The 20,091-nt window shown below is 74.6% G+C and carries 16 protein-coding genes; 8 read left to right on the top strand and 8 right to left on the bottom strand.

Annotated features, from left to right (window positions below; genetic code table 11):
• Positions 1–208 precede the first annotated feature (208 nt).
• The 3 genes from AB0G59_RS18840 to AB0G59_RS18830 are packed head-to-tail and all read right to left on the bottom strand — an operon-like array spanning position 209 to position 8,625.
• Positions 209–2,962, bottom strand: coding sequence for an AAA family ATPase (locus AB0G59_RS18840; protein WP_360912909.1), 2,754 nt, complete (start codon positions 2,960–2,962; stop codon positions 209–211).
• Complete coding sequence (locus AB0G59_RS18835) at positions 2,959–5,730, bottom strand: AAA family ATPase (protein WP_360912907.1); 2,772 nt, start codon at positions 5,728–5,730, stop codon at positions 2,959–2,961. Before AB0G59_RS18835 ends, AB0G59_RS18840 begins: the two co-directional genes overlap by 4 nt.
• Positions 5,731–5,754: 24 nt before the next feature.
• Entirely contained in the window at positions 5,755–8,625 is a 2,871-nt protein-coding gene (locus AB0G59_RS18830; RefSeq protein ID WP_360912905.1) for an AAA family ATPase, read from the bottom strand.
• A gap of 418 nt (positions 8,626–9,043) precedes the next feature.
• Here AB0G59_RS18830 and AB0G59_RS18825 point away from each other — a divergent pair, with 418 nt between their 5' ends.
• Positions 9,044–9,823: a 4'-phosphopantetheinyl transferase superfamily protein gene (locus AB0G59_RS18825; RefSeq protein ID WP_360912903.1), complete on the top strand. Its 780-nt coding sequence runs from the start codon at positions 9,044–9,046 to the stop codon at positions 9,821–9,823.
• Positions 9,824–9,862: 39 nt separating this feature from the next.
• On the opposite strand, the gene AB0G59_RS18820 is transcribed toward AB0G59_RS18825, so the two are convergent.
• Both AB0G59_RS18820 and AB0G59_RS18815 read right to left on the bottom strand, forming a co-directional pair.
• Positions 9,863–10,480, bottom strand: coding sequence for a DUF4352 domain-containing protein (locus AB0G59_RS18820; RefSeq protein WP_360912902.1), 618 nt, complete (start codon positions 10,478–10,480; stop codon positions 9,863–9,865).
• A 148-nt stretch (positions 10,481–10,628) separates the two neighbouring features.
• The gene (locus tag AB0G59_RS18815) at positions 10,629–11,858 is read right to left on the bottom strand and encodes an acyl-CoA dehydrogenase family protein (protein ID WP_360912900.1); all 1,230 of its coding nucleotides are present in this window, start codon (positions 11,856–11,858) and stop codon (positions 10,629–10,631) included.
• Between the two features lie 150 nt (positions 11,859–12,008).
• On the opposite strand from AB0G59_RS18815, the gene AB0G59_RS18810 reads away from it, so the two are divergent.
• Complete coding sequence (locus tag AB0G59_RS18810) at positions 12,009–12,653, top strand: TetR family transcriptional regulator (RefSeq protein WP_360912898.1); 645 nt, start codon at positions 12,009–12,011, stop codon at positions 12,651–12,653.
• A gap of 19 nt (positions 12,654–12,672) precedes the next feature.
• Here the strand turns inward: AB0G59_RS18810 and def are convergent, their stop codons facing one another.
• Positions 12,673–13,230: a peptide deformylase gene (def, locus tag AB0G59_RS18805; RefSeq protein ID WP_071963797.1), complete on the bottom strand. Its 558-nt coding sequence runs from the start codon at positions 13,228–13,230 to the stop codon at positions 12,673–12,675.
• Positions 13,231–13,394: 164 nt separating this feature from the next.
• On the opposite strand from def, the gene AB0G59_RS18800 reads away from it, so the two are divergent.
• The 5 genes from AB0G59_RS18800 (at position 13,395) to AB0G59_RS18780 (ending at position 17,868) form a co-directional block, all read left to right on the top strand.
• Positions 13,395–14,633 carry a MurT ligase domain-containing protein gene (locus tag AB0G59_RS18800; RefSeq protein ID WP_071963798.1) on the top strand — a complete coding sequence of 413 codons (1,239 nt, stop codon included), beginning with the start codon at positions 13,395–13,397 and terminating at the stop codon, positions 14,631–14,633.
• Between the two features lie 32 nt (positions 14,634–14,665).
• Entirely contained in the window at positions 14,666–15,394 is a 729-nt protein-coding gene (locus AB0G59_RS18795) for a glutamine amidotransferase (protein WP_071963799.1), read from the top strand.
• A 121-nt stretch (positions 15,395–15,515) separates the two neighbouring features.
• A complete protein-coding gene (locus tag AB0G59_RS18790) occupies positions 15,516–16,541 on the top strand; it encodes a 6-phosphofructokinase (RefSeq protein ID WP_071963800.1) in 1,026 nt (341 codons plus the stop codon).
• A 103-nt stretch (positions 16,542–16,644) separates the two neighbouring features.
• Positions 16,645–17,598: a cytochrome c oxidase assembly protein gene (locus AB0G59_RS18785; protein WP_071963801.1), complete on the top strand. Its 954-nt coding sequence runs from the start codon at positions 16,645–16,647 to the stop codon at positions 17,596–17,598.
• A gap of 111 nt (positions 17,599–17,709) precedes the next feature.
• On the top strand, positions 17,710–17,868 hold the full coding sequence (locus AB0G59_RS18780; RefSeq protein ID WP_177338011.1) for a hypothetical protein: 159 nt from the start codon (positions 17,710–17,712) through the stop codon (positions 17,866–17,868).
• A gap of 13 nt (positions 17,869–17,881) precedes the next feature.
• Here the strand turns inward: AB0G59_RS18780 and AB0G59_RS18775 are convergent, their stop codons facing one another.
• On the bottom strand, positions 17,882–18,274 hold the full coding sequence (locus tag AB0G59_RS18775; RefSeq protein ID WP_360912895.1) for an SSI family serine proteinase inhibitor: 393 nt from the start codon (positions 18,272–18,274) through the stop codon (positions 17,882–17,884).
• Between the two features lie 212 nt (positions 18,275–18,486).
• Between AB0G59_RS18775 and AB0G59_RS18770 the strand changes: the two genes are divergently transcribed.
• Entirely contained in the window at positions 18,487–19,317 is an 831-nt protein-coding gene (locus tag AB0G59_RS18770) for a TIGR02452 family protein (RefSeq protein WP_360912893.1), read from the top strand.
• 4 nt (positions 19,318–19,321) lie between these two features.
• On the opposite strand, the gene AB0G59_RS18765 is transcribed toward AB0G59_RS18770, so the two are convergent.
• Positions 19,322–19,924, bottom strand: coding sequence for a pentapeptide repeat-containing protein (locus AB0G59_RS18765; RefSeq protein ID WP_360912891.1), 603 nt, complete (start codon positions 19,922–19,924; stop codon positions 19,322–19,324).
• Between the last annotated feature and the right edge of the window lie 167 nt (positions 19,925–20,091).

The following is a 20,091-nucleotide window of genomic DNA, read 5'->3' as shown; positions in this document are numbered from 1 at the left end:
GAGTCGTTCACGGCGCGCCGAGACAACGCTGTCAGCCGCCGGAACGACCGTATGGAGGCGCCGAGAAGGCTGTCAACGACTTCGGACACCGGCGGCGTTAACCCTGTGGGGGCCGACGCGGGGGTTCGGTTCCCACGGGCCGGCCGGGACTTCGGTTCGGTACGGTTCGGTACGGTCCGCCGGGGAGGGCGGGGGCCACCGCGCCGGGTCAGGGGCGCCCGGAGTTGGCGGCCGAGCTGGGCAGCAGGTGGGCCATGGCGGCGAGCTGGGACCTGCCGGCCACGTTCAGCTTCCGGTAGGCGTGGGTGAGGTGCTTCTCCACCGCCCGCGAACTGACCTCCAGCCACTCGGCTATCTCCTTGTTGGACGCCCCGTGCGCGGCGAACCCGGCGACGCGCCGTTCGGTGCGGGTCAGCGCTGCGACGGCGACCGAGGCCGTGGAGCTGGCGAAGTTCTGCAGTTCCCGGTCGGCTCCCTCGGCGAGCCAGGACGCACCGCAGGCAAGCGCCTGGTCGCGGGCCAGGCGCAGCTGGGTCTCGGCCTCGGACAGCCCGGCGCGCAGCAGCCGCCGGCCGAGCAGCAGGGAGGTCCGGGCCCGCTCCATGGCGTTGACGGAGGCCGCCAGGGTCGCCGCGGACTCGCGCAGCAGCTCGATGCCGCGCTCCCCCGTGGTGAGGGCGCCCTTGACGCGCTGGGCGCGGCCGATGGCGACGGGGGTGCCCCAGGCCACGGCGCGGGCGTATTCCTCCTCGATGAGGTCGTGGGCCCGGTGGGTGTCGCCCATGCGATAGTGCAGCCCCGCCGCCCACGCCCGCCAGGGGAAGACGGCGGGGTTGCGCCAGTCGGCGCGCTCGGCCGAGCGGCCCCAGTCCAGGAAGTACTCGAGGGCGGTGGGCAGGTCGCCGCGCTGGGCGGCGGACGAGCCGCGGATGAGCTGGAGGGAGGAGGGGCGGTAGCCGTGGTCGGCGCCCTCGCGGCGGAAGGCCAGCAGGCGGCGGGCCAGTTCGCTGTCGCGGCTCTCGATGGCGAGCATGACCACGGCGGTCATGCCCTGGAGGGTCGCCCAGTCGGCCGCGCCCAGTTCGAGCGCCTCGTCCGCGCAGGCCCGGGCCTCCGCGAGGCGGCCCTGGGCGAGCCTCACATGGGTGAGTTCGACGGCCGTCACGGCTTGGGGAACGGTGGCGTGGTCCCGGCGGGCCCGGTCGCGCGCGGTCTCGAGCCAGGGCCCGATGGCCTCGAGGGAGTCGGCGGCGATGAGGGTGTTGGTCAGCAGGGGCAGGGCGGTGTGGGCGTGCTCGGGGGAGGCGGGCTCGTACTGCAGGACGCGGTTGGCCAGCGGCGCCACCTCCGCCGCGGACATGCCCTGCGACATGGTGGTGCCGTGCAGCAGCACGGTGACCAGCTCGCGCTCGGCGGCGGTGCACAGCCGCGGTGCGGGTCCCATGGCCCGCAGGCGGTCGGCGCACAGGGGCAGTTGGCCCGGTCCGACCACGGCCACGTGGCGCAGCCGCGCCTCCAGGCGCAGGGCCAGCTCGCGGTCGTCGCCGGTGAGCAGCCCGGGGTCGCCCAGTTCGGCGGCGAGCCCGGAGACCGCTTCGACGGTGGGCCGGGGGGAGCTGCCGAGCAGGGACGGGGGGATGCGGACGGCGGCCTTGGCGCGCTGTGCGGCGGAGGGGAGCAGCAGCAGGGCCTGGGAGATGTGCCGGACCGCGGCGGGCGGGTCGAAGGACCGCTCGATGGTGGCCAGGTCGACGAGGAGGGCGGCCCGCTCGCATCCGGTGGGCGCGCTGCCCAGCAGGGCGCGGCGCAGGTAGCGGGCGGCGTCCTCGGGCGCGCCGCGGCGCAGGGCCGCGCTCGCGGCGGCCCGCAGGACCTGGACGGCCCAGGCGTCCTGGCAGGAGGTCGCCGCGAGGAGCTGGGCGGCGGCCCGTTCGGCGGGGTGTCCGCCGCTGTGCAGGAGGAGGGCGGCGTAGACGTGGATGTCCTCCTGTTCGGCGGGCGTCATCAGCTCTTCGACGGCGTCGCGCACGGCCGGGTGGACGAAGGCGAGGTCCACTCCGTCGGCGAGCAGCCCGAGCCGGTGCAGTCCGCGCGCGGCCTCCTCGCGGCCCGTGTCGTCCAGTCCCGCGAGGCGGCCGACGAGTTCGGGGTCGGTGTCCTCGTCCAGGACGGCCAGGGCCTTGGCCAGCTCCTGTACGGGGCCGGGCTGGGAGCGCAGCGCCACGGCGAGGCGGTCGCGCAGGGCGGGCAGGCGCGGTGCGCGGACGGTGTGGGCCTGGGCCGCGACGGGGTCGCCGGTGCCGGCGAGGGCGGTCAGGGTGGCGCTCAGGAGCATCGGGTGGCCGCCGGTGGCCTCGTGGAGGGCCGAGGCGTACTCGGGGTCGGCGGGGCGGCCGAAGCGGTCGGCGGCGAGCGCGGCCGTGCCGGCGGGGCTCAGGGGGCAGGGGCGCAGGATGTGGGCGGCGCGGTCGGTGATGTCGTGGATGCGGGGTTCCTCGGCGCCGGGGTCGCCCTCGCGGACGGCGACGACGACGGTGACGCGCAGGTTCGTCAGCCGTTTGGCGAGGTAGCCGAGCCAGCGCAGGGAGGGCGCGTCGGCCCAGTGGAGGTCGTCGACGAGCAGCAGCAGGGGCTTGTGCGCGCTGCGGTCGGCGACGAGGGCGAGGAGTTCGCCGTGCGGGTCGTCGCCGGGCGGGTCGAGGAGGGCGTCGGGCCGCAGGGGTTCGAGGAGCTGGGCGACCACGCCGAAGGCGAAGTCGCGCTCGAGCGCCGCGCCGCTCGCGGTCAGCGCCTGGATGCCGCGCCGCTCGGCGAGGGCGGGCAGGGCCCGCAGCAGGGCGCTCTTGCCGATGCCCATGCCGCCGGTCACGGCCAGCAGCGAGCCGCCGGCACCGGCTTCGGCGGCCTCCAGGGCCGCGGTGATCAGGTCCAGCTCGTGCCGCCGGTCGAGCAGGGGTGTCATGGGTTCTCCCTCGGTGCGCGTCCCAGCGCGTCGGCCAGCTCGGGGCGTCCTTGGATGCCCAATTTGCGGTACACCTTCGTCAGGTGGAGTTCGACGGTGCGCGGCGTCACCGCGAGCTCGGTGGCGATGGCCCGGTTGGCGAGCCCCTGGACGGCCAGGGTGGCGACGCGCAGTTCGGCGCCGGTGAGGGTGCCGGGTGGTGCGGGGGTGCGGGCGGGCGGGGCGGTGTCCTCGGCCGGGGGGTGCTCGGGGCCGGGCGCCCCGGCTTCGCCGGCCCGGGCCTGGCTGCTGAGCAGGGGGCCGATGGTGTCCGGGCCGGAGAGCGGTGCCGTGGCCAGGGCGACGAGGGCCTGCCGGTACTGCCAGCCGGCCGGTGTCGCGGTCCCCGGGCGCAGGAGTGCGGGGCCGCCGGTCCCCCCGGTGGCGAACAGGGTCCTGGCGAGCACGCCGGGTGCGCCCCAGGACAGGGCGAGGCGGCGTTCCTCGGCCAGCAGGGCGGCGGCGGTGCCGTCGTGGGGGTCGGAACCGCGGGCGGCGGCCGCGGCCGAACGCCAGGGCAGCAGGGCGGGGTTGGCCGCCTGCCGGGCGAGCAGGAGGCGGCCGCATTCCAGCAGGTCGGCCAGGGCCTGGTCGCGGTGTCCGGCGGCCAGACGGGTGCGGCCACGCGCGTAGAGCAGGAAGGCCCAGCCGAGGCCGCCCTCGGCGCAGCCGGTGCGGGCGAGCCCGATGGACCGCTCGGCGTTGGGGACGTTGCCGTTCTCCAGGTAGATCAGCGTCTTCAGGGCGACGAGGAGGGAGGTCATGCGGGGGTGCCAGCAGTGCGGGGGCATCAGTTCCTGGGCGCGGTCCAGGGCGGCGGACGCCTCGTCGGGCCGTCCTTCGTACAGCCGGGCGAGGGCTCGGATGACCAGGGTGGCGCCGGCCACGGCGCGGGCGTCGGCGTGTTCGGCGCGCAGCAGGACGGCGTCGAGTCCGGCGTGCGCCGCGGTGAAGTCGTCGGCGAGGACGAGGGCGCAGCAGGCCGCGGCCTGGGCGGCCAGCGGGGTGGTGCCGGCGGCGGCCGGGGCCAGGGCGGTGCGGGCGAGCCGGCGGGTGCGGGCGATGTCGCGGCCCTGGAGGGCGGCGCGCCAGGCGGCGACGGCGGCCTCCGCGGGGTGCTCGGGGTGGTCGGCGAGCGGGGGCATGGGGGGCCGGTCCAGGGCGTGGGCGGTGTCGCACTGGCCGTGTTCGCTGAGCCAGTACAGCGCGCGCAGCGCCGCCTGTTCGGGGGCGCGCAGCTGGGGGCGGGCGGCGACCTGGGCGATGAGGGGCTGGGCGGCGCCGACGTCGCCGCGGGCGACGAGCAGGTCGGCGGCGCGTACCCAGGCGGGGCCGGCTGCGGCGTCGGCGGGGGTGAGCAGGGCCTGGCGCAGGTGGCGGTCGGCGGCCTCGGGCGCGGAGGGCAGGACGGCGGCGGCGAGTTCGGCGAGGGTGCGCACTCTCAGGTGCGGGGCCATGGGTTCGCGCAGGGCGCGCTGCAGCAGGCGGGCCGCTTCGGCGGGTCTGCGGGTGGCGCGGTGGCGGGCGGCTTCCCGGCGCAGGACGTCCACCGCCCAGGAGGCGCCGAGCACGCGTGCGCCGAGCAGCATGCCGGCGAGCGCGCCGTCGGGGACGGCGGCGCGCTGGGCGCGTTCGGCGGCGCGGGCGTACAGCTCCTCGCGGCGTTCGGCGCTCATGCGGGCGAGGACCACGTCGGCGGCCTTGGGCTCGCGGAAGGCGGGGCGGTCGGGGCCGGTCAGCAGGCCGGTGCCGCACAGCAGTTCCAGGGCGCGGCGGGTGCTCATGGTCCGGGGTGCCGCGATGGCGGCGACGGTGTCGGCGGTGGCGGCCGGCCCGCAGACGGCGATGGCGCGCAGGACGTCGAGCAGTTCGCCGGGGAGGGCGGTCAGGGTTCTGGCGGCGCGTTCGCGGACGACCTCGGCGGCGCTGTCGATCAGGTGCGGGAGGTGGTCCACGCGCGGTTTCCAGCCGTGCCGGGCGAACCGTGCGGCGACCGCGCGGAGCACGGCGGGGTTGCCGTCGGTGACGCGGGCCGCCGCGTCCCGGAAGGCCGGCTCGGCGGGCTCGCCGAACGCGTCGGCCAGCATCCGGCCCACGCCGTCGGCCGACAGGGGGGAGAGGTCGAGGGTGTGCCGGGCGACGGCTCGTCCGTCGTCCAGGGTGCGCACCTCCACGCGGTCGTCGGGTCCGGCCGGGGTGACGGTGCTGCGGGCGGTCAGCAGCAGCAGCGGGGCGGCGGACAGCCGGCGGGCCAGGGCCTGGAGCCAGCGCAGCGAGGGCGTGTCGGCCCATTGGACGTCGTCGACGACGATCATCAGGGGGTGGGTGCGGGCGGCGGAGAGGAAGGCGTGGCACAGCTCGGCGGTGAGCCCGGGGCGGGGCCGCAGGTCGTGGGCGGGCGGCAGGTCCACCACGGCCGGCGCGAGCGCGGCGGTCAGCTGGGCGACGACGCCGTGGCGCAGGTCCGTCTCCTCCCAGGAGGCCTGGGCCGCGGCGACGTGGACGCCGGCCCCGCGGGCGAGGTCGGCGGCGTGCTCCAGCAGGGTGCTGCGGCCCAGGCCGGGGGCGCCGTGGACGTCGACCAGCGCGGAACGGCCGGAGCCCAGGGCGGCCGTCAGTTCGCCGAAGAGCCGTTGTTCCCGGTCGCGTCCGATGAGTGGCGGGGTGGTGCAGGGGCCGCCGACCGGGGGGCGCCTGGGCGGGCGCTCGTCTGACACCTGCGACTTCACCCGTCTCTCCTCGTGGCTTGGATGCTAGTGGCTGGGCGCGGGGACGCCGGGGGGCGCTCCCCGGCGGTGGGGTGCGGGCGGGCCGCCGGGGCGCAGTCCGCCGGGCAGGTCGGCGCGGCCGCGGACGTCGAGCTTGCGGTAGACGTTGGTCAGGTGCATCTCGACGGTGCGGGGGGTGATGAACAGCGCCTCCGCGATCTCCCGGTTGCTGATGCCGCCCTGGGCGAGGGTGGCGATCCGGCGCTCGCTGTCGGTGAGCGAGTCCAGCGGGCTGGCGGCGATCTGGGGCATCCGGCCGCCGGCGGTGACGAGCAGGGTGCGGGCGACGGCGCTGAGCGCGTGGTAGCCGCAGCGGGTGGCCAGTTCGATGGACTGCCGCAGGTTGCGGCGGGCGCCGCGGGCGTCGCCGCGGGCGAGCAGCTCGTGGCCGAGCTGGTAGGCGGCCTTGGCGTGTTCCAGGCGGGCGGGGGAATCGGCGAGGACGTCCACGGCCTCGGCGAGCCGGTCCACCCGGGTCCGGCCGTCGGCGACCACGGCGGCGGCGATCAGGCCGATGCCGTGGGCGCGGGGGGTCCCCCAGCGTCGTATGTGCTCCTCGGCCCGCTCGACGATGCCGATGGCCTCGGCCGTGCGGCCCAGGCGGACGAGGGTGGTGGTGGCCGGCAGCCACCAGGGGGCGAGGACGGGGTTGGTCACGCCCGCCTCGTCCAGGCTGCGCCCGCAGCGCAGCCACAGCTCCAGCGCGCCGTCGAGGTCGCCGAGTTCCCGCAGCACCCGGCCCCGGGTGTGGAGGTAGTGGTGCCACTCCCAGATGTGCCGGTCGGCGCCCGCGCGGCCCAGCGGCTCGAGGAGGGCGGCGGCCTCGCGGGCCTTGCCCTGGGAGAGCAGGGCGGTGCTCAGGGCGATGTGGGGCAGCGGGGAGCCGGCGGTGCGCTCGCCGTGTTCGCAGATGTCGACGGCGGCCCGGGCGTCCCGGGCGGCGCCGGTGACGTCGCCCACGCTGTGCAGGGTCAGCGAGCGGCCGGCCAGGGCGGCGACGTGCATGCGCGGCTCGTAGCGGGTGCGGCTGCCGGCCAGGGCCCGCTCCAGACCTGCCAGCGCGTCGTCCACCTCGTCGGCGAGGCCGAGGACCAGGGAGGAGCCGAGCACCCACCATCCGGAGGGCGCGGTCTCCTCGACCCGCAGGGATCGCCGGGCGAGCGAGGCGGCCTCGTGGGCGCTCCCGCCGTCCAGGGCCGCGTAGGTGCTCATGGCGGACAGCAGGCGGCGTTCGGCGGGGCTGTCGCCGTCGGGTACGGGCCAGGAGCGGGCCCGTTCGCGGACCGCGGTCATGGCCGCCTTCTCGTTGACGGCGGTGACCAGGAGGGCGGATTCGACGGAGGCGCGCAGCTCCCGTGCGGCGGGGGCGGGTTCGGCGCCCAGGGCGGTGTGCAGGCCGTCCAGGACGCGCCCCAGGATGCGGACGGCCTCGGGGGCCCTGCTGGTGTTGAGGGCGGCCAGGCCGTACTCGACGGCGATGGGCGCCTGGTCGAGGGGGCCGGTGGCGGCGTCGAGGGCCGCGCGCAGGTGCCACAGCGCCATGGCGGGGGCGACGCGGGCGCAGGCCCTGGCCAGTTCGACGCGGATGTCCTTGTGCTGGGCCTCGGTGCGGGCGGCGGCCAGGGCGCGCTGCAGATAACGGACGGCGGCCTCGGCGGCGGCGCGGCCCGGGGCCTCGGCGGCGGCGTCGCGCAGCACGTCCAGCATCCAGGGCTCGTCGAGTTCGGCCAGCAGCACCAGCTGGTCGGCCACGTCGGCGGCGGGGCGGCCGGTGTCGTTGAGGATGCGGGCGGCGCGGGCGCGCAGTTCCTCCAGCTCCGGCGCGGGCAGGTCGGCGAGGACCGCCGTGCGGACGGGGTCGCACATGGTCAGGGGGGTGCCGGGGCCGGCGGGCACGAGGACCTCGTGGCGGCGCAGGGCGTCCATGGCGGCGGTCATGCGCGTTCCGCTCACTCCGGACAGGGCGGTGAGCAGGTCGGTGTCGGCGTGGCCGAGGACGGCGAGGGCCCGGGCGAGCCGGCGCACCGGGCGGGGCTGACCGGCCAGGCACTCGGGGATGATGGAGGCGACGACGCCTTCGCCGGCGGCCTCGAGCCGGTGCACTCCCGAGGCGTCGGGGCGGACCCCGGCCTCGCGCAGCCGGGCCAGGAGGCGGTGCAGCAGCTGGGGGTTGCCGCCGGTGACGTCCGCGCAGCGGGCGACGAACCGCTCGTCGGGGCCCGGGCCCAGGGCGCGGGAGACGAGCTGGGCGGTGGCGCCGAGGCCGAGGGGGCCGAGTTCGACGAGGGACAGGCGGTCCTGGGCGAGCATCTCGGCGAGGACGTCCGTGCCGGGGCCGTCGCAGTCGGTGCGCTGCGCCAGGAGGACGAACAGGGGCCGGGCGGAGGCCCTGCGCAGGACGAAGTCGAGGCATCTCAGGGAGGCTTCGTCGCACCACTGGGCGTCGTCGAGCACGAGCGCCAGGGGATTTTCGGCCATGAGTTCCACGGCCTGTCCGTAGACCCGGCGGTGGGCGGCGTAGGCGTCGTGGGGGCCTTGGGCGGGGAGGCCGTCCGGGGAGCCGGGGGTGGCCGGCGACGCCGGCCCGAAGAGGGCGTTCACTCCACGGCAGTCGCGAAGTCGCTCGCCACCGGGGCGTCCGGTGTGGTGACGGACAGTGAACCCGGCGGGGCGCAGACGGTCGGTGACGGCGCCCAGGAGGGTGGTCCGGCCGATGCCGGCGGGGCCTCGTACGAGGACGGCCCGGGCGGTTCCCTCGCGGGCCCGCACGGCCAGCCGTATCAGGCCGCTCAGCTCGACGGAACGGCCGGCCGGGCGCCGGGGACCGCCCTGACCTGCATCGAAGGTGACCGCCATGGCGTTCCTCTTTCGTGAAGCCACACTGGACCTCTACTGATCGACGTGCCAGGACACGACCCTTCGGAGGCCGACTTGCACGATCAAGATCGGAAACGACGGTAACAGTACCCCTAATGAGGACCCATCACGTTTGAGCCAGAATGCCAAGCACCGTCGGCCAAGGGGAAACGCCGGGTAACCGCCTGCCCAGAAGGCGTACCCCAGCGACTGCCTTTGTCAACGCAATTACCCTTCTTGATAGACAGAGCCCGAAAATGCACGCCTTACGTGAGGCTGATATCCGGCAGACATATGACTGATGTACGCTGCGGCGTTCTGCCCGTCCGGCCGGGTACGTCCCCGCCGACCGCTGCCCCGGCCGGGTATCCGTCGCGGCCGCCACCGCCCGGCCGCCACCGACAGACCGGAGCGACCTGTGCACCTCCACATGGACCCCGCCGGCACCCTCCGCCAGGGCACCGGCCTCGACGTCCCCTGGCCGCGGACCCTGGACGCGCCGCACGAGGGGACGCTCGACCTCTGGCTGCTGCACACACCCGCCGCATGGCTCGCCGCCAACCCCCTGGACCCGGCCCCGCTCGACGAGCGGGAGCGCGAGCGGGCCGCCTCCTTCGTCCGGCCCGCCGACCGCGCCGTGTACACCGCCGCCCACCTGATGCTGCGCAAGGTCCTCGGCGCCTACCTGGACGTACCGGCCGCGGAGGTGCGCTTCACCCGCGAGACGTGCCCCTGCTGCGGCGCACCGCACGGCAGGCCCGCCGTCGCCGCGCCCGGCGCCCCGCACTTCTCCCTCTCGCACGGCGGCGAGCTCGTCCTGCTCGGCGTCGCCGCGGCGCCCGTCGGCGTGGACACCGAGCAGCTGCCCGCCGAGCACACCGTCAGCGACGTCGCCGAGGCGCTCCACCCCGACGAGCGCCGCGAGATCATGGCGGCGCCGCCGGAGCGGCGGGCGGCGGTCTTCACCCGGCTGTGGGTCCGCAAGGAGGCCTACCTCAAGGGCCTGGGCACAGGGCTGGGCCGCTCCCCCGACCTCGACTACCTGGGCAACGGCGGTCCGGGCACCCCGAAGTGGCCGGCCGGATGGACGATCGTCGACGTGCCGGTGGGCGCGGGGCACGCCGCGGCGGCGGTCCGCGGCGAGCTCGACAGCCGCTACGACGTCAGGCGGCTGGCCCCGGAGGGCCTCACCGCCTGAGCCACGGGCCCGCGGATCAGCCGCGGGCCGGACGCCTCGTCACTTGGCGACCTTCCACTGGCCGGTCTCCTTGGCGAACCCGGAGTCGGGGGTGAAGGTGACGGCCTGGGGCTTGGAGTTCTCGGGCACCGAGACCACGACGTAGCCGAGGGCCTTCTCGCCCGCCTTGAGCTTGACCGCGGCGGGCATGTTGGGGCCCGAGGTGGTCTCGCCGATGGACGTGGTGAACGCCTGGCCCTGCTCGTCGAGGACCTTCACCCCGTTGCGCGGGCTGTCGTCATAGACGGTCTGGCCCTTGTTGACGATCTCGAACTGGGCGGCGACCCAGCGCTTGCCCGCCTTCGGCATCATGTACTTGTTGTTGCTCTTGGCCGGGTCGACGAAGTCCTTGAGCGTGACCGCGATCTGGGCGCCGTTCTTGGCCTTGAGCTCGGCGGTGCCGCCGACGGCCAGGTCGACGCCCTTGGCGCCGCCCTTGTCGGCGCCGCCCTTGTCGGCACCGCCCTTGTCCGGCGCGGGAGCCGGGTCCTTGGGCGCCTGGCTCTGGGCGGCGCCCGCGCTGTTCTCCGGCTTGGCGTCGACACCATCGCTGTTGCAGGCGGTGGCGGTGGCCGCGATCGCGATGACGATGGCGGCGGTGCTGAGCTGACGACGCATGTGGTGGATCCCCCGTGGTGGTTTCTTGCTTGACGTGCACATTCTTACCTGCACATCTGAGCGGGATCCCGCCGATGAGCGCCCTGTGGGGCTCCTGTGACAGTTGGGTGATCAAACCGTGGCAGCGTCACACAGGACGTATCAGGCCTTACCGGATCGGCATCCCCGACAGGGCCCGTGCGATCACCAGCCGCTGGATCTCGCTGGTGCCCTCGAAAACGGTGTAGATCGCGGCATCCCGGTGCATGCGCTCCACCGGGTACTCCCTGGTGTAGCCGTTGCCACCGAGGATCTGCATGGCCTGGGCCGTGACCTTCTTGGCCGTCTCCCCCGCGAAGAGCTTGGACATCGAACCCTCGGCGGCGGTGAAGGGCCTGCCCGCGGTGGCCATCCAGGAAGCCCGCCAGACCAGCAGGCGGGCGGCGTCGATGCGGGTGCGCATGTCGGCGAGCTGGAAGGCCACGCCCTGGTTGTCGATGATCGGGCGGCCGAACTGGACGCGGGTCTTGGCGTAGTCCAGGGCGACCTCGTACGCCGCGCGCGCGATGCCGACGGCCTGGGCGCCGACGGCCGGGCGGGAGGCCTCGAAGGTGGCCATCGCGGCGTTGCCCGCCCGTTCGCCGCCGGCGGCGCCGGCCCGTTCGCGGGCGCGGGCCAGGCGCTCGTCGAGCTTCTCCTTGCCGCCCAGCAGGCAGTGGCCGGGCACGCGGACGTCCCTGAGGACGACCTCGGCGGTGTGGGAGGCGCGGATGCCGTGCTTCTTGAACTTCTGCCCCTGGGAGAGGCCGGGGGTGCCGGGCGGGACGACGAAGGAGGCGTGGCCGCGGGAGCCGAGCAGGGGGTCGACCACGGCGACGACGACGTGGACGTCGGCGATGCCGCCGTTGGTGGCCCAGGTCTTGGTGCCATTGAGGACCCACTCGTCCTTGGCCCGGTCGTACACGGCACGGGTGCGCATCGCGGAGACGTCCGAGCCCGCGTCGGGCTCGGAGGAGCAGAAGGCCGCGACCTTCACATCGCTCGCGTCGCCGTACATCTGCGGCACCCAGGTGCCTATCTGCTCGTCGGTGCCGTTGGTGAAGACGCTGATCGCGGCGAGCCCGGTGCCGGCGATCGCCAGGCCCAGGCCCGCGTCGCCCCAGAAGAGCTCCTCCAGGGTGAGGGGGACGCCCAGGCCGGTGGGGTCGAAGAACTGCTGGGCGTAGAAGTCCAGCGAGTACAGCCCGATCCTGGCGGCCTCCTGAACGACCGGCCAGGGGAATTCCTCCCGTTCGTCCCACTCGGCCGCGGCGGGGCGCATGACGTCCGCGGCGAAGCCGTGGATCCAGTCCCGGATGGCCCTCTGGTCGTCGTCGAGCTCCAGCGCGAAGTCCCCCATGTCCCCTCCCAGCACGCCTTACTTGCGGTAACGCGAGTCTGTTACCCACCGGTAGAATGTGTCAACGCCCCTGCCCGTCGAATCCGCTCCGTGGAGCGGGTGTTACGTTGCGCAGGCGTTTGTGAATCACTGGGCGGGGAGGCACGTCACATGGAGAGCAGTCAGCGGGACGAACAGCAGAAGGCGGCGGAGCAACGGCGGAGGGAATTGCTGGAGGCGGCCGACCGCGTGGTGCTGCGGGACGGCCCCGGGGCCTCGATGAACGCCATCGCGGCCGAGGCGGGGATCACCAAGCCGATCCTCTACCGCCACTTCGGCGACAAGGGCGGCCTGTACCGGGCGCTGGCCGTGCGCCACACCGACGCGCTGCTGTCGGGGCTGCGCGCGTCGCTCGACGCCCCGGCGGGACGGCGCGAGAGGGTCGAGGCGACCCTCGACAACTACCTCGCGGCGATAGAGGCCCGGCCTCAGGTCTACCGCTTCCTGATGCACCCCTCCGACGAGGGCAAGCCCGCCGAGCAGGGCTTCGACGTGGGCCGGCACTCCGCTCCGCTGCTGCGGCGGATGGGCGAGGAGCTGGCCCAGGTCATAGCCGAGCGGGTGGACCTGGGACCGGAGGGCGAGGAGCTGGCCCGCGCGTGGGGCCACGGGATCGTCGGCATGATGCACGCCGCCGGCGACTGGTGGCTGCGGGAGCGGCCCTGCTCGCGCGGGGCGCTCGTCAGCCACCTCGCGGACCTGCTGTGGGGACGGCTGGCCGTCTCGGGCGAGCGGCCGGACGGGCCGGGCTTCTGAGGAAGAGGGGTCTGGCCCCTCAGGCGCCGGACGGGCCGGCCGTGGCCCACGGCGCCCGCCGCACGGCCCGCAGCGCGCGGCGCCGGCGCAGGCCCGTCACATGGTCGAGGTACAGACCGCCCTCGAGGTGATCGCACTCGTGCTGCAGGCAGCGGGCGAAGAACCCGGTGCCGCGCACGCGTGCGGGAGCGCCGTCCGCGGTGAAGCCCTCGACCACGGCCTCGTCGAAGCGCGGCGTCCCCGCCTCGATGCCCGGCACGGACAGACAGCCCTCGGGGCCGCGGACCGTGATGCCCTCGGCGGCCACGAGCCGCGGATTGACCAGATGGCCCAGGTGCCGGCGGTCCTCGTCGTCCGGGCAGTCGTAGACGAAGACCCTCAGCGGGACGCCTATCTGGTTGGCGGCCAGCCCCACGCCGCTCGCCGCGTACATAGTGGCGAACATGTCCTCGATCAGTGCGGAGAGCTCCGCTCCGAAGTCCGTGACCTCCTCGCAGGGTGCCCCGAGACCCGGGTCTCCGAGCAGCCTCATGGGCCGCACTCGTCCTGAACTGCCGGGAATCGTGCCTCTTCGCATGGGCCCAAGAGTACGTTCCGAGGACGGCGGGTTCGGGCCCGCGCCCGGATCTCGATAGGCTGATCCCCGACCGAAGCCTCCTGGCTGACGATTCGGCGCGGAGGGGGCGTTCCACCGGCGGACCAGGGACAGGCGCGGCGCCGGAACAAGGAGGATCTAGGACGATGGCAGGCAACTCGGGGCCACTGTCGCCGCGGGCCAAGCTGGCCGTGACGGCGGGCAAGGCGGCTGCGGCGGTGTCGCGGGCCGCGGGCCGCGGCAGCGGGTCGGTGATCGGCGGCAAGGTCGCGCTCAAGCTCGACCCCGACCTGCTGGCCCGGCTGGCAACCCACCTGGACGTGGTCCTGGTGTCGGCCACCAACGGCAAGACGACCACGACCCGGCTGATCGCCGAGGCGCTGCGGGCCAGCGGACCGGTGGTGTCCAACGCGCTGGGCGCGAACATGCCCGCGGGCATCACCTCGGCCCTGGCGGGCGGCTCGGACGCGCGCTACGCCGTGATCGAGGTGGACGAGAAGTACCTGGCGGGCGTCGCCCGCGACACTTCGCCGAAGGCCATAGCGCTGCTGAACCTCTCGCGCGACCAGCTCGACCGGGCCGCGGAGACGCGCATGCTCGCCGAGAAGTGGCGTGAGGGTCTGGCCGGCACCAAGGCCGTGGTGATCGCCAACGCGGACGACCCGCTGATCGTGTGGGCCGCTTCCTCGTCGTCGAACGTGGTGTGGGTCGCGGCCGGCCAGGAGTGGAAGGACGACGCCTGGTCGTGCCCCTCCTGCGGTGGCGTGATGCAGCGCCCGGGCGACGACTGGTTCTGCGGCGAGTGCGGCTTCAGGCGGCCCACGCCGAGCTGGGCGCTGTCGGGCGACTACGTCCTCGACCCGCACGGCTCCGCGTGGCCGATCCACCTGCAGCTGCCGGGCCGGGCCAACAAGGCCAACGCCACCAGCTCGGCCGCCGTGGCGGCGACCTTCGGGGTGCCCCCGCAGGTCGCGCTGGAGCGGATGTACCAGGTGCAGGCGGTGGCCGGCCGGTACGACGTGGTGACCTTCCTCAACCGCGAGGTGCGGCTGCTGCTGGCGAAGAACCCGGCCGGCTGGCTGGAGACCTTCTCGCTGATCGACGGGCCGCCGGCACCGGTGATCCTGTCGGTGAACGCCCGCGGCGCGGACGGCACCGACACCTCGTGGCTGTGGGACGTGGACTACACCCGTCTCGCCGGGCACCCGATCATGGTCATCGGCGACCGCAAGCTGGACCTGGCGGTGCGCCTGGAGGTCGCGGGCGTGGACTTCCGGGTCTGCGAGAACGTCGACGAGGCCGTGCAGGCCTGTCCGCCCGGGAAGATCGAGGTCATCGCCAACTACACGGCGTTCCAGGACATCCGTCGCCGCGTCGGCAACTGACGACCCACGGACAGCACTGAAGGATTGTGAGCATGAGCCAGAACAGTCTGCGTGTGGTGTGGGTCTACCCCGACCTGCTCAGCACCTACGGCGACCAGGGCAACGTCCTGGTCCTGGAGCGGCGCGCCCAGCAGCGCCGCCTGGACGTCCAGCGGGTGGACGTCCGCTCCGACCAGCAGATCCCCACCTCCGGGGACATCTACCTCATCGGTGGCGGTGAGGACCGTCCGCAGCGGCTGGCGGCCGAGCGGCTGCGCCGGGACGGCGGCCTGAACCGGGCCGTCGCCAACGGCGCGATCGTCTTCTCGGTCTGCGCCGGCTACCAGATCCTGGGCCACGAGTTCATCAACGACCTGGGCCAGCGCGAGCAGGGCCTGGGGCTGCTGGACGTCGTCAGCACCCGGGGCGAGGCCGAGCGCTGCGTCGGCGATGTGCTGGCCGACATCGACGCTCCGCTGGGCCTGCCCCCGCTGACCGGTTTCGAGAACCACCAGGGCATCACCCACCTGGGCCCGACGGCCCGCCCGTTCGCCCGGGTCCGCTACGGCAAGGGCAACGGCACCGGCGACGGCACCGAGGGCGCGTACAACGAGACCGTGTTCGGTACGTACATGCACGGCCCGGTCATGGCCCGTAACCCGCACATCTCGGACATGCTGATCAAGCTGGCGCTGGACGTCAACGCCCTGCCGCCGGTCGACGACCGCTGGTACGAGGCGCTGCGCGCCGAGCGGATCGCCGCGGCGACACAGCCCGCATAGCGGACGGTTCCGATCCCCGCCGCCCTGCCCGGTTAGGGTGGCGGGGATCGCACCGGACGACGGGGTCCGGTCTCCGGCCCTGATGCGGCCCCGGCGCCGCCCTGTTGCGAGGTTCCCTGTCATGCGCATCGGTGTTCTCACCTCCGGCGGCGACTGCCCCGGACTCAACGCCGTCATCCGTTCCGTCGTGCACCGTGCGGTCGTCGACCACGGCGACGAGGTCATCGGCTTCCACGACGGCTGGCGCGGCCTGCTGGAAGCGGACTACCGCGAGCTGGACCTGGAGGCCGTGGGCGGCATCCTGGCCACCGGCGGCACCATCCTCGGCTCCTCCCGAGTACGGCCCGACCTGCTGCGCGACGGCGTCGAGCGGGCCAGAGGCCACGTCGCCGACCTGGGCCTGGACGCCGTGGTCCCCATCGGCGGCGAGGGCACGCTCAAGGCGGCGCGCCTGCTGTCGGACGCCGGGCTGCCCGTCGTGGGCGTGCCCAAGACCATCGACAACGACATCGCGTCGACCGATGTGACCTTCGGTTTCGACACGGCGGTGGGGGTGGCGACCGACGCCCTGGACCGGCTGAAGACGACGGCCGAGTCGCACCAGCGGGTGCTCATCGTCGAGGTGATGGGCCGCCACACCGGCTGGATCGCCCTGCACTCGGGCATGGCGGCCGGCGCGCACGCGATCGTCGTGCCGGAGCGGCCCTTCGACATCGACGAGCTGACCGCGGTGGTCGGCAAGCGCTTCGAGGCGGGCAAGCGGTTCGCGATCGTGGTGGTGGCCGAGGGCGCCAAGCCGCGCCCGGGCACCATGGATTTCCAGGTCGGCGCCACGGACGTCTACGGGCACGAGCGGTTCGCCGGCGTCGCCGGCCAGCTGGCGGGCGAGCTGGAGCGGCGCCTGGGCAAGGAGGCCCGGCCCGTGATCCTCGGCCATGTGCAGCGCGGCGGCACGCCCACCGCGTACGACCGGGTGCTGGCGACCCGCTTCGGCTGGCACGCGGTGGAGGCGGTGCACCGGGGCGCGTTCGGGATGATGACGGCCCTGCACGGCACGGACATCGCTCTCGTACCGCTGGCGACCGCCGTCGAGCACCTCAAGACCGTGCCGGCGGAGCGGTACACCGAGGTCGAGTGCGTGCTCTGAGCCCACCGCCGTCCACCGTGCGGTCGGCCGCCCCGGCCTCGGGGCCGGCGGGCGGCGGCTCTACTCTGGTCCCGGCGCATTGGTGCGAAATGGGAGAGAGCGGATGGATCACAGCGGGCACGGCATGATGCATATGGACATGCCGCCGTTCACGCTGGAGCGGGGTCTGCAGTTCAGTGGCGAACCGTTCTTCATGATCGGCTGTCTGCTGGGGCTGGGCCTGTACGGCTGGGGCGTGGTGCGGCTGCGGCGACGCGGGGACGCGTGGCCGTGGGGCCGGGTGGTGGCGTTCGTCCTCGGCGTGCTGAGCGTCTGGCTGGTGATGTGCACCAAGCTCAACGACTACGGCATGGTCATGTTCAGCGTGCACATGGTGCAGCACATGGTCATCAGCATGCTCTCCCCCATCCTGCTGCTGCTCGGCGCGCCCGTGACGCTCACGCTGCGGTCCCTGCCGGCGGCCGGGCGCGGGCGCCGGGGGCCGCGCGAGTGGCTGGTGGCCCTGCTGCACAGCCGCTACATGCGCGTCATCACGCACCCGGCGTTCACCATCCCGCTGTTCATCGCGAGCCTGTACGCCCTGTACTTCACCCCGATCTTCGACTTCCTCATGGAGTCCAAGACGGGGCACATCGCGATGATGGTCCACTTCCTCGCCGTCGGCCTGGTCTTCTTCTGGCCGATCATGGGCGTGGACCCCGGCCCGCACCGGCCGGGGTATGTGATGCGGATGCTGGAGCTGTTCGCCGGCATGCCCTTCCACGCGTTCTTCGGCATCGCGCTGATGATGGCCTCGGAGCCGATGATCGGCACCTATATGCACCCGCCGGCCTCGCTGGGCATCGACGCCCTGGAGGACCAGCAGGCGGGCGGCGGCATCGCCTGGGCCTTCAGCGAGATCCCGTCCGTCGTGGTGCTGCTGGCGCTCGTCTACCAGTGGTACCGCTCGGAGCAGCGGCAGGCCAAGCGCAGCGACCGGGCCGCGGACCGCAACGGCGACAAGGAGCTGGCGGCCTACAACGCCTATCTGGCCTCGCTCAACACCCGGGGGCAGTGAACCGGGCAGGTCACAGGTATAGCGGTACGGGCCGCGGCGGGGAGACGATGGTCTCCTGGCCGCGGCCCGCGCGTATATCTACGACAGGGCCGCCGTGAGGAAGGTGCGGGGATGCCCGGATCGGCGAGAACGATGGCGACGCTGACCGTCGGCGCGCTGGTTCTGGTGACCGCCTACACCGTGACGATCGGCAGCAACGGCTGGCTGTGGTTCACGTGGGTGGTCCTGGGGCTGGCGACCATTGGGACGCTGGCGGCCCGCGGGACGTGAGCCGCCGCGCGGCTCAGAAGCGGAAGACCGGGCCGGTGGCCGACTCCAGGGTGCAGACGTTGGGGAAGGTCTTGCGCCAGGCGACCGCGACGCCGCGCCATTCGCCGTCGGCGGTCGCGGTGACGGGGTCGTACTCCCGGCCGCACACCGCCTGGGCGTCCGCGGTCAGGGCGTCCGGCTTGCCGCCGGCCCGGCGCAGGCTCTCGCAGGCCTCGGAGGCACGGGGGTGGTGGCTGCCCGGTCCGGGGCAGACGAGCTGGACGCCGCGGATCCAGGTGCTCTGGGCGCCGGAGACGGTGAGCAGGACCCGGCCGCCGTCCCGCTCGTCGGCCCCCGCCGGGGCGGGGGGCAGGGTGAGCAGGGCGGTGGCGGTCGCCGCTGCGGCCGCGGTGGTGCGTACGGACATGGGTGGTGCCTCCAGGGGCGCGGGGGTACCCGCGCCAGGCCACCGCGCACGCGCCCGTGCGGCAAGCGTCCGCACCGGGGACGTCACCCGTGTGGGGGTGCCGGGCCACTCGGTCGGCCGCCAGGGGTGACCTGCGGAAAAGGCGTCGCGGCCCGGGTGCCGGCGGCCCTACGCTCGGCGCTTGTGACACAGCTTCTGACGAGGGACGACGCATGAGTGCGCGGCTGCGCGAGGTCGCGCGGATCACGGAGGTGATCGTCGGGGCCGGCCGTTACACCACGCCCGGCGGCCGGACGGTGGACATCGCCGACGCGGTCGGGCGGGCGAGAAGGGGGACCCTGCTGTACGGGCCCGGCCCGGTGGACCTGCCGGAGGGCGGCCGGCCCGTGGCGGCGACGGTGTTCGAGGTCACCGGCGAGGGCAGCCTGGACGCGTCGCGCCGGCTGGCGGCGGACGGTCCGGTGGCGGTCCTCAACTTCGCCTCCGCCCGCAACCCCGGGGGCGGCTACCTCAACGGCGCCCAGGCCCAGGAGGAGGCGCTGTGCCGCGGCTCGGCGCTGTACACGTGCCTGCGCCGGGCCCCGGAGTACTACGCGGCGCACCGCGCCGACCCGAGCCCGTTCTACAGCCACCGCGTCATCCACTCCCCCGGCGTCCCGGTCTTCCGCGACGACCGCGGCGAGCTCCTCGAAACCCCCTATACGGCGGGCTTCCTGACCTCGCCGGCGCCCAACGCCGGGGTGATCGCCCGGCGGACCCCGGACGAGACGGACCGCGTCCCGGCGGCGCTGGCGGAGCGTGCCGGCCGCGTCCTGGAGGTCGCGGCCGCGCACGGCTACCGCCGGCTGGTGCTCGGCGCCTGGGGGTGCGGGGTCTTCCGGAACGATCCGCACCAGGTCGCGGCGGCGTTCGCCGGCCACCTCACGGGGGCGGGACGGTTCGCGGACCGCTTCGAGCACGTCGTCTTCGCGGTCCTGGACCGCCGTGCCGACTCCCCGGTCCGGGCGGCGTTCGCCTCGGTGTTCGCCCCGCGCGGGCGCTGAGCGCTCACACCGCGGCGGGGTCCGGCCGGGGCAGCACCTCGCGGGCGCCGTCCGCCCGGATCCGGAAGAGGCCGGGCCCCACCTCGTCCGACCGCTGCCAGATCGCGGCGCACCGGTCGGCCGGCCACACGGTGTGCAGGGACCACCAGACCCCGCCCATGCGGGTGCCGGTCAGGTCGGCGTCGGTCAGGTCCGCGTCCTGCAGCCGGGCCCCGCTGAGGTCGGCGTCGGTGAGGTCGGCGGCCCTGAGCCGGGCCCCGGTCAGGGCGGAGCCGGTCAGGAGGGCGCCGCGCAGCCGCGCACCGCTGAGGTCGGCGGCCGTGAGGTCGGCGGCGTGGAAGCGGGCCCCGTCCAGTGTGGTTCCGGCCAGCAGCGCGAACCGCAGGCCGGCGCCGCGCAGTTCGGCGCCGGTCACATCGGCGCCGGACAGGTCGGCGCCCTCCAGGGCGGCGCCGGTCAGGCTCGCCCGGACCAGGCTCGTACGACGAAGGTCCATGCCCCGCAGGTCGGCGCCCGGCAGATGGGCCCCGGGGCGGATGTCGAGCACGGGCCGGAAGGCGAGCGCGGCACGCAGCCAGGCGAACCGGCCGCGCAGAGCCCCTCCCACAAGCCCCCACAGGTATGCCGCCCACACCCCCACCTGCCGTCCCTCCCCTGGCCCCCGCGCGGACCGCGGCTGACGGGCCGATCCCCGTAGAACCTGCCAGCGGTGGGGGCCGCGTGGCCGGAAACCGCCGAACCGGGGACCCGGGGCGGCCGGGCGTGTCATAGTGC

Source organism: Streptomyces sp. NPDC021096 (assembly GCF_040641275.1).
Classification (GTDB): Bacteria; Actinomycetota; Actinomycetes; order Streptomycetales; family Streptomycetaceae; genus Streptomyces.
This window is presented reverse-complemented; position numbering and strand designations above follow the sequence as displayed.

Excerpts from the sequence above, each read along its gene's own strand:
- AB0G59_RS18840 (WP_360912909.1), bottom strand. The coding sequence starts at position 2,962 with ATGACACCCCTGCTCGACCGGCGGCACGAGCTGGACCTGATCACCGCG.
- AB0G59_RS18830 (WP_360912905.1), bottom strand. The coding sequence starts at position 8,625 with ATGGCGGTCACCTTCGATGCAGGTCAGGGCGGTCCCCGGCGCCCGGCC.
- AB0G59_RS18820 (WP_360912902.1), bottom strand. The coding sequence starts at position 10,480 with ATGCGTCGTCAGCTCAGCACCGCCGCCATCGTCATCGCGATCGCGGCC.
- AB0G59_RS18815 (WP_360912900.1), bottom strand. The coding sequence starts at position 11,858 with ATGGGGGACTTCGCGCTGGAGCTCGACGACGACCAGAGGGCCATCCGG.
- AB0G59_RS18810 (WP_360912898.1), top strand. The coding sequence starts at position 12,009 with ATGGAGAGCAGTCAGCGGGACGAACAGCAGAAGGCGGCGGAGCAACGG.
- def (WP_071963797.1), bottom strand. The coding sequence starts at position 13,230 with ATGCGAAGAGGCACGATTCCCGGCAGTTCAGGACGAGTGCGGCCCATG.
- AB0G59_RS18800 (WP_071963798.1), top strand. The coding sequence starts at position 13,395 with ATGGCAGGCAACTCGGGGCCACTGTCGCCGCGGGCCAAGCTGGCCGTG.
- AB0G59_RS18795 (WP_071963799.1), top strand. The coding sequence starts at position 14,666 with ATGAGCCAGAACAGTCTGCGTGTGGTGTGGGTCTACCCCGACCTGCTC.
- AB0G59_RS18790 (WP_071963800.1), top strand. The coding sequence starts at position 15,516 with ATGCGCATCGGTGTTCTCACCTCCGGCGGCGACTGCCCCGGACTCAAC.
- AB0G59_RS18785 (WP_071963801.1), top strand. The coding sequence starts at position 16,645 with ATGGATCACAGCGGGCACGGCATGATGCATATGGACATGCCGCCGTTC.
- AB0G59_RS18780 (WP_177338011.1), top strand. The coding sequence starts at position 17,710 with ATGCCCGGATCGGCGAGAACGATGGCGACGCTGACCGTCGGCGCGCTG.
- AB0G59_RS18775 (WP_360912895.1), bottom strand. The coding sequence starts at position 18,274 with ATGTCCGTACGCACCACCGCGGCCGCAGCGGCGACCGCCACCGCCCTG.
- AB0G59_RS18770 (WP_360912893.1), top strand. The coding sequence starts at position 18,487 with ATGAGTGCGCGGCTGCGCGAGGTCGCGCGGATCACGGAGGTGATCGTC.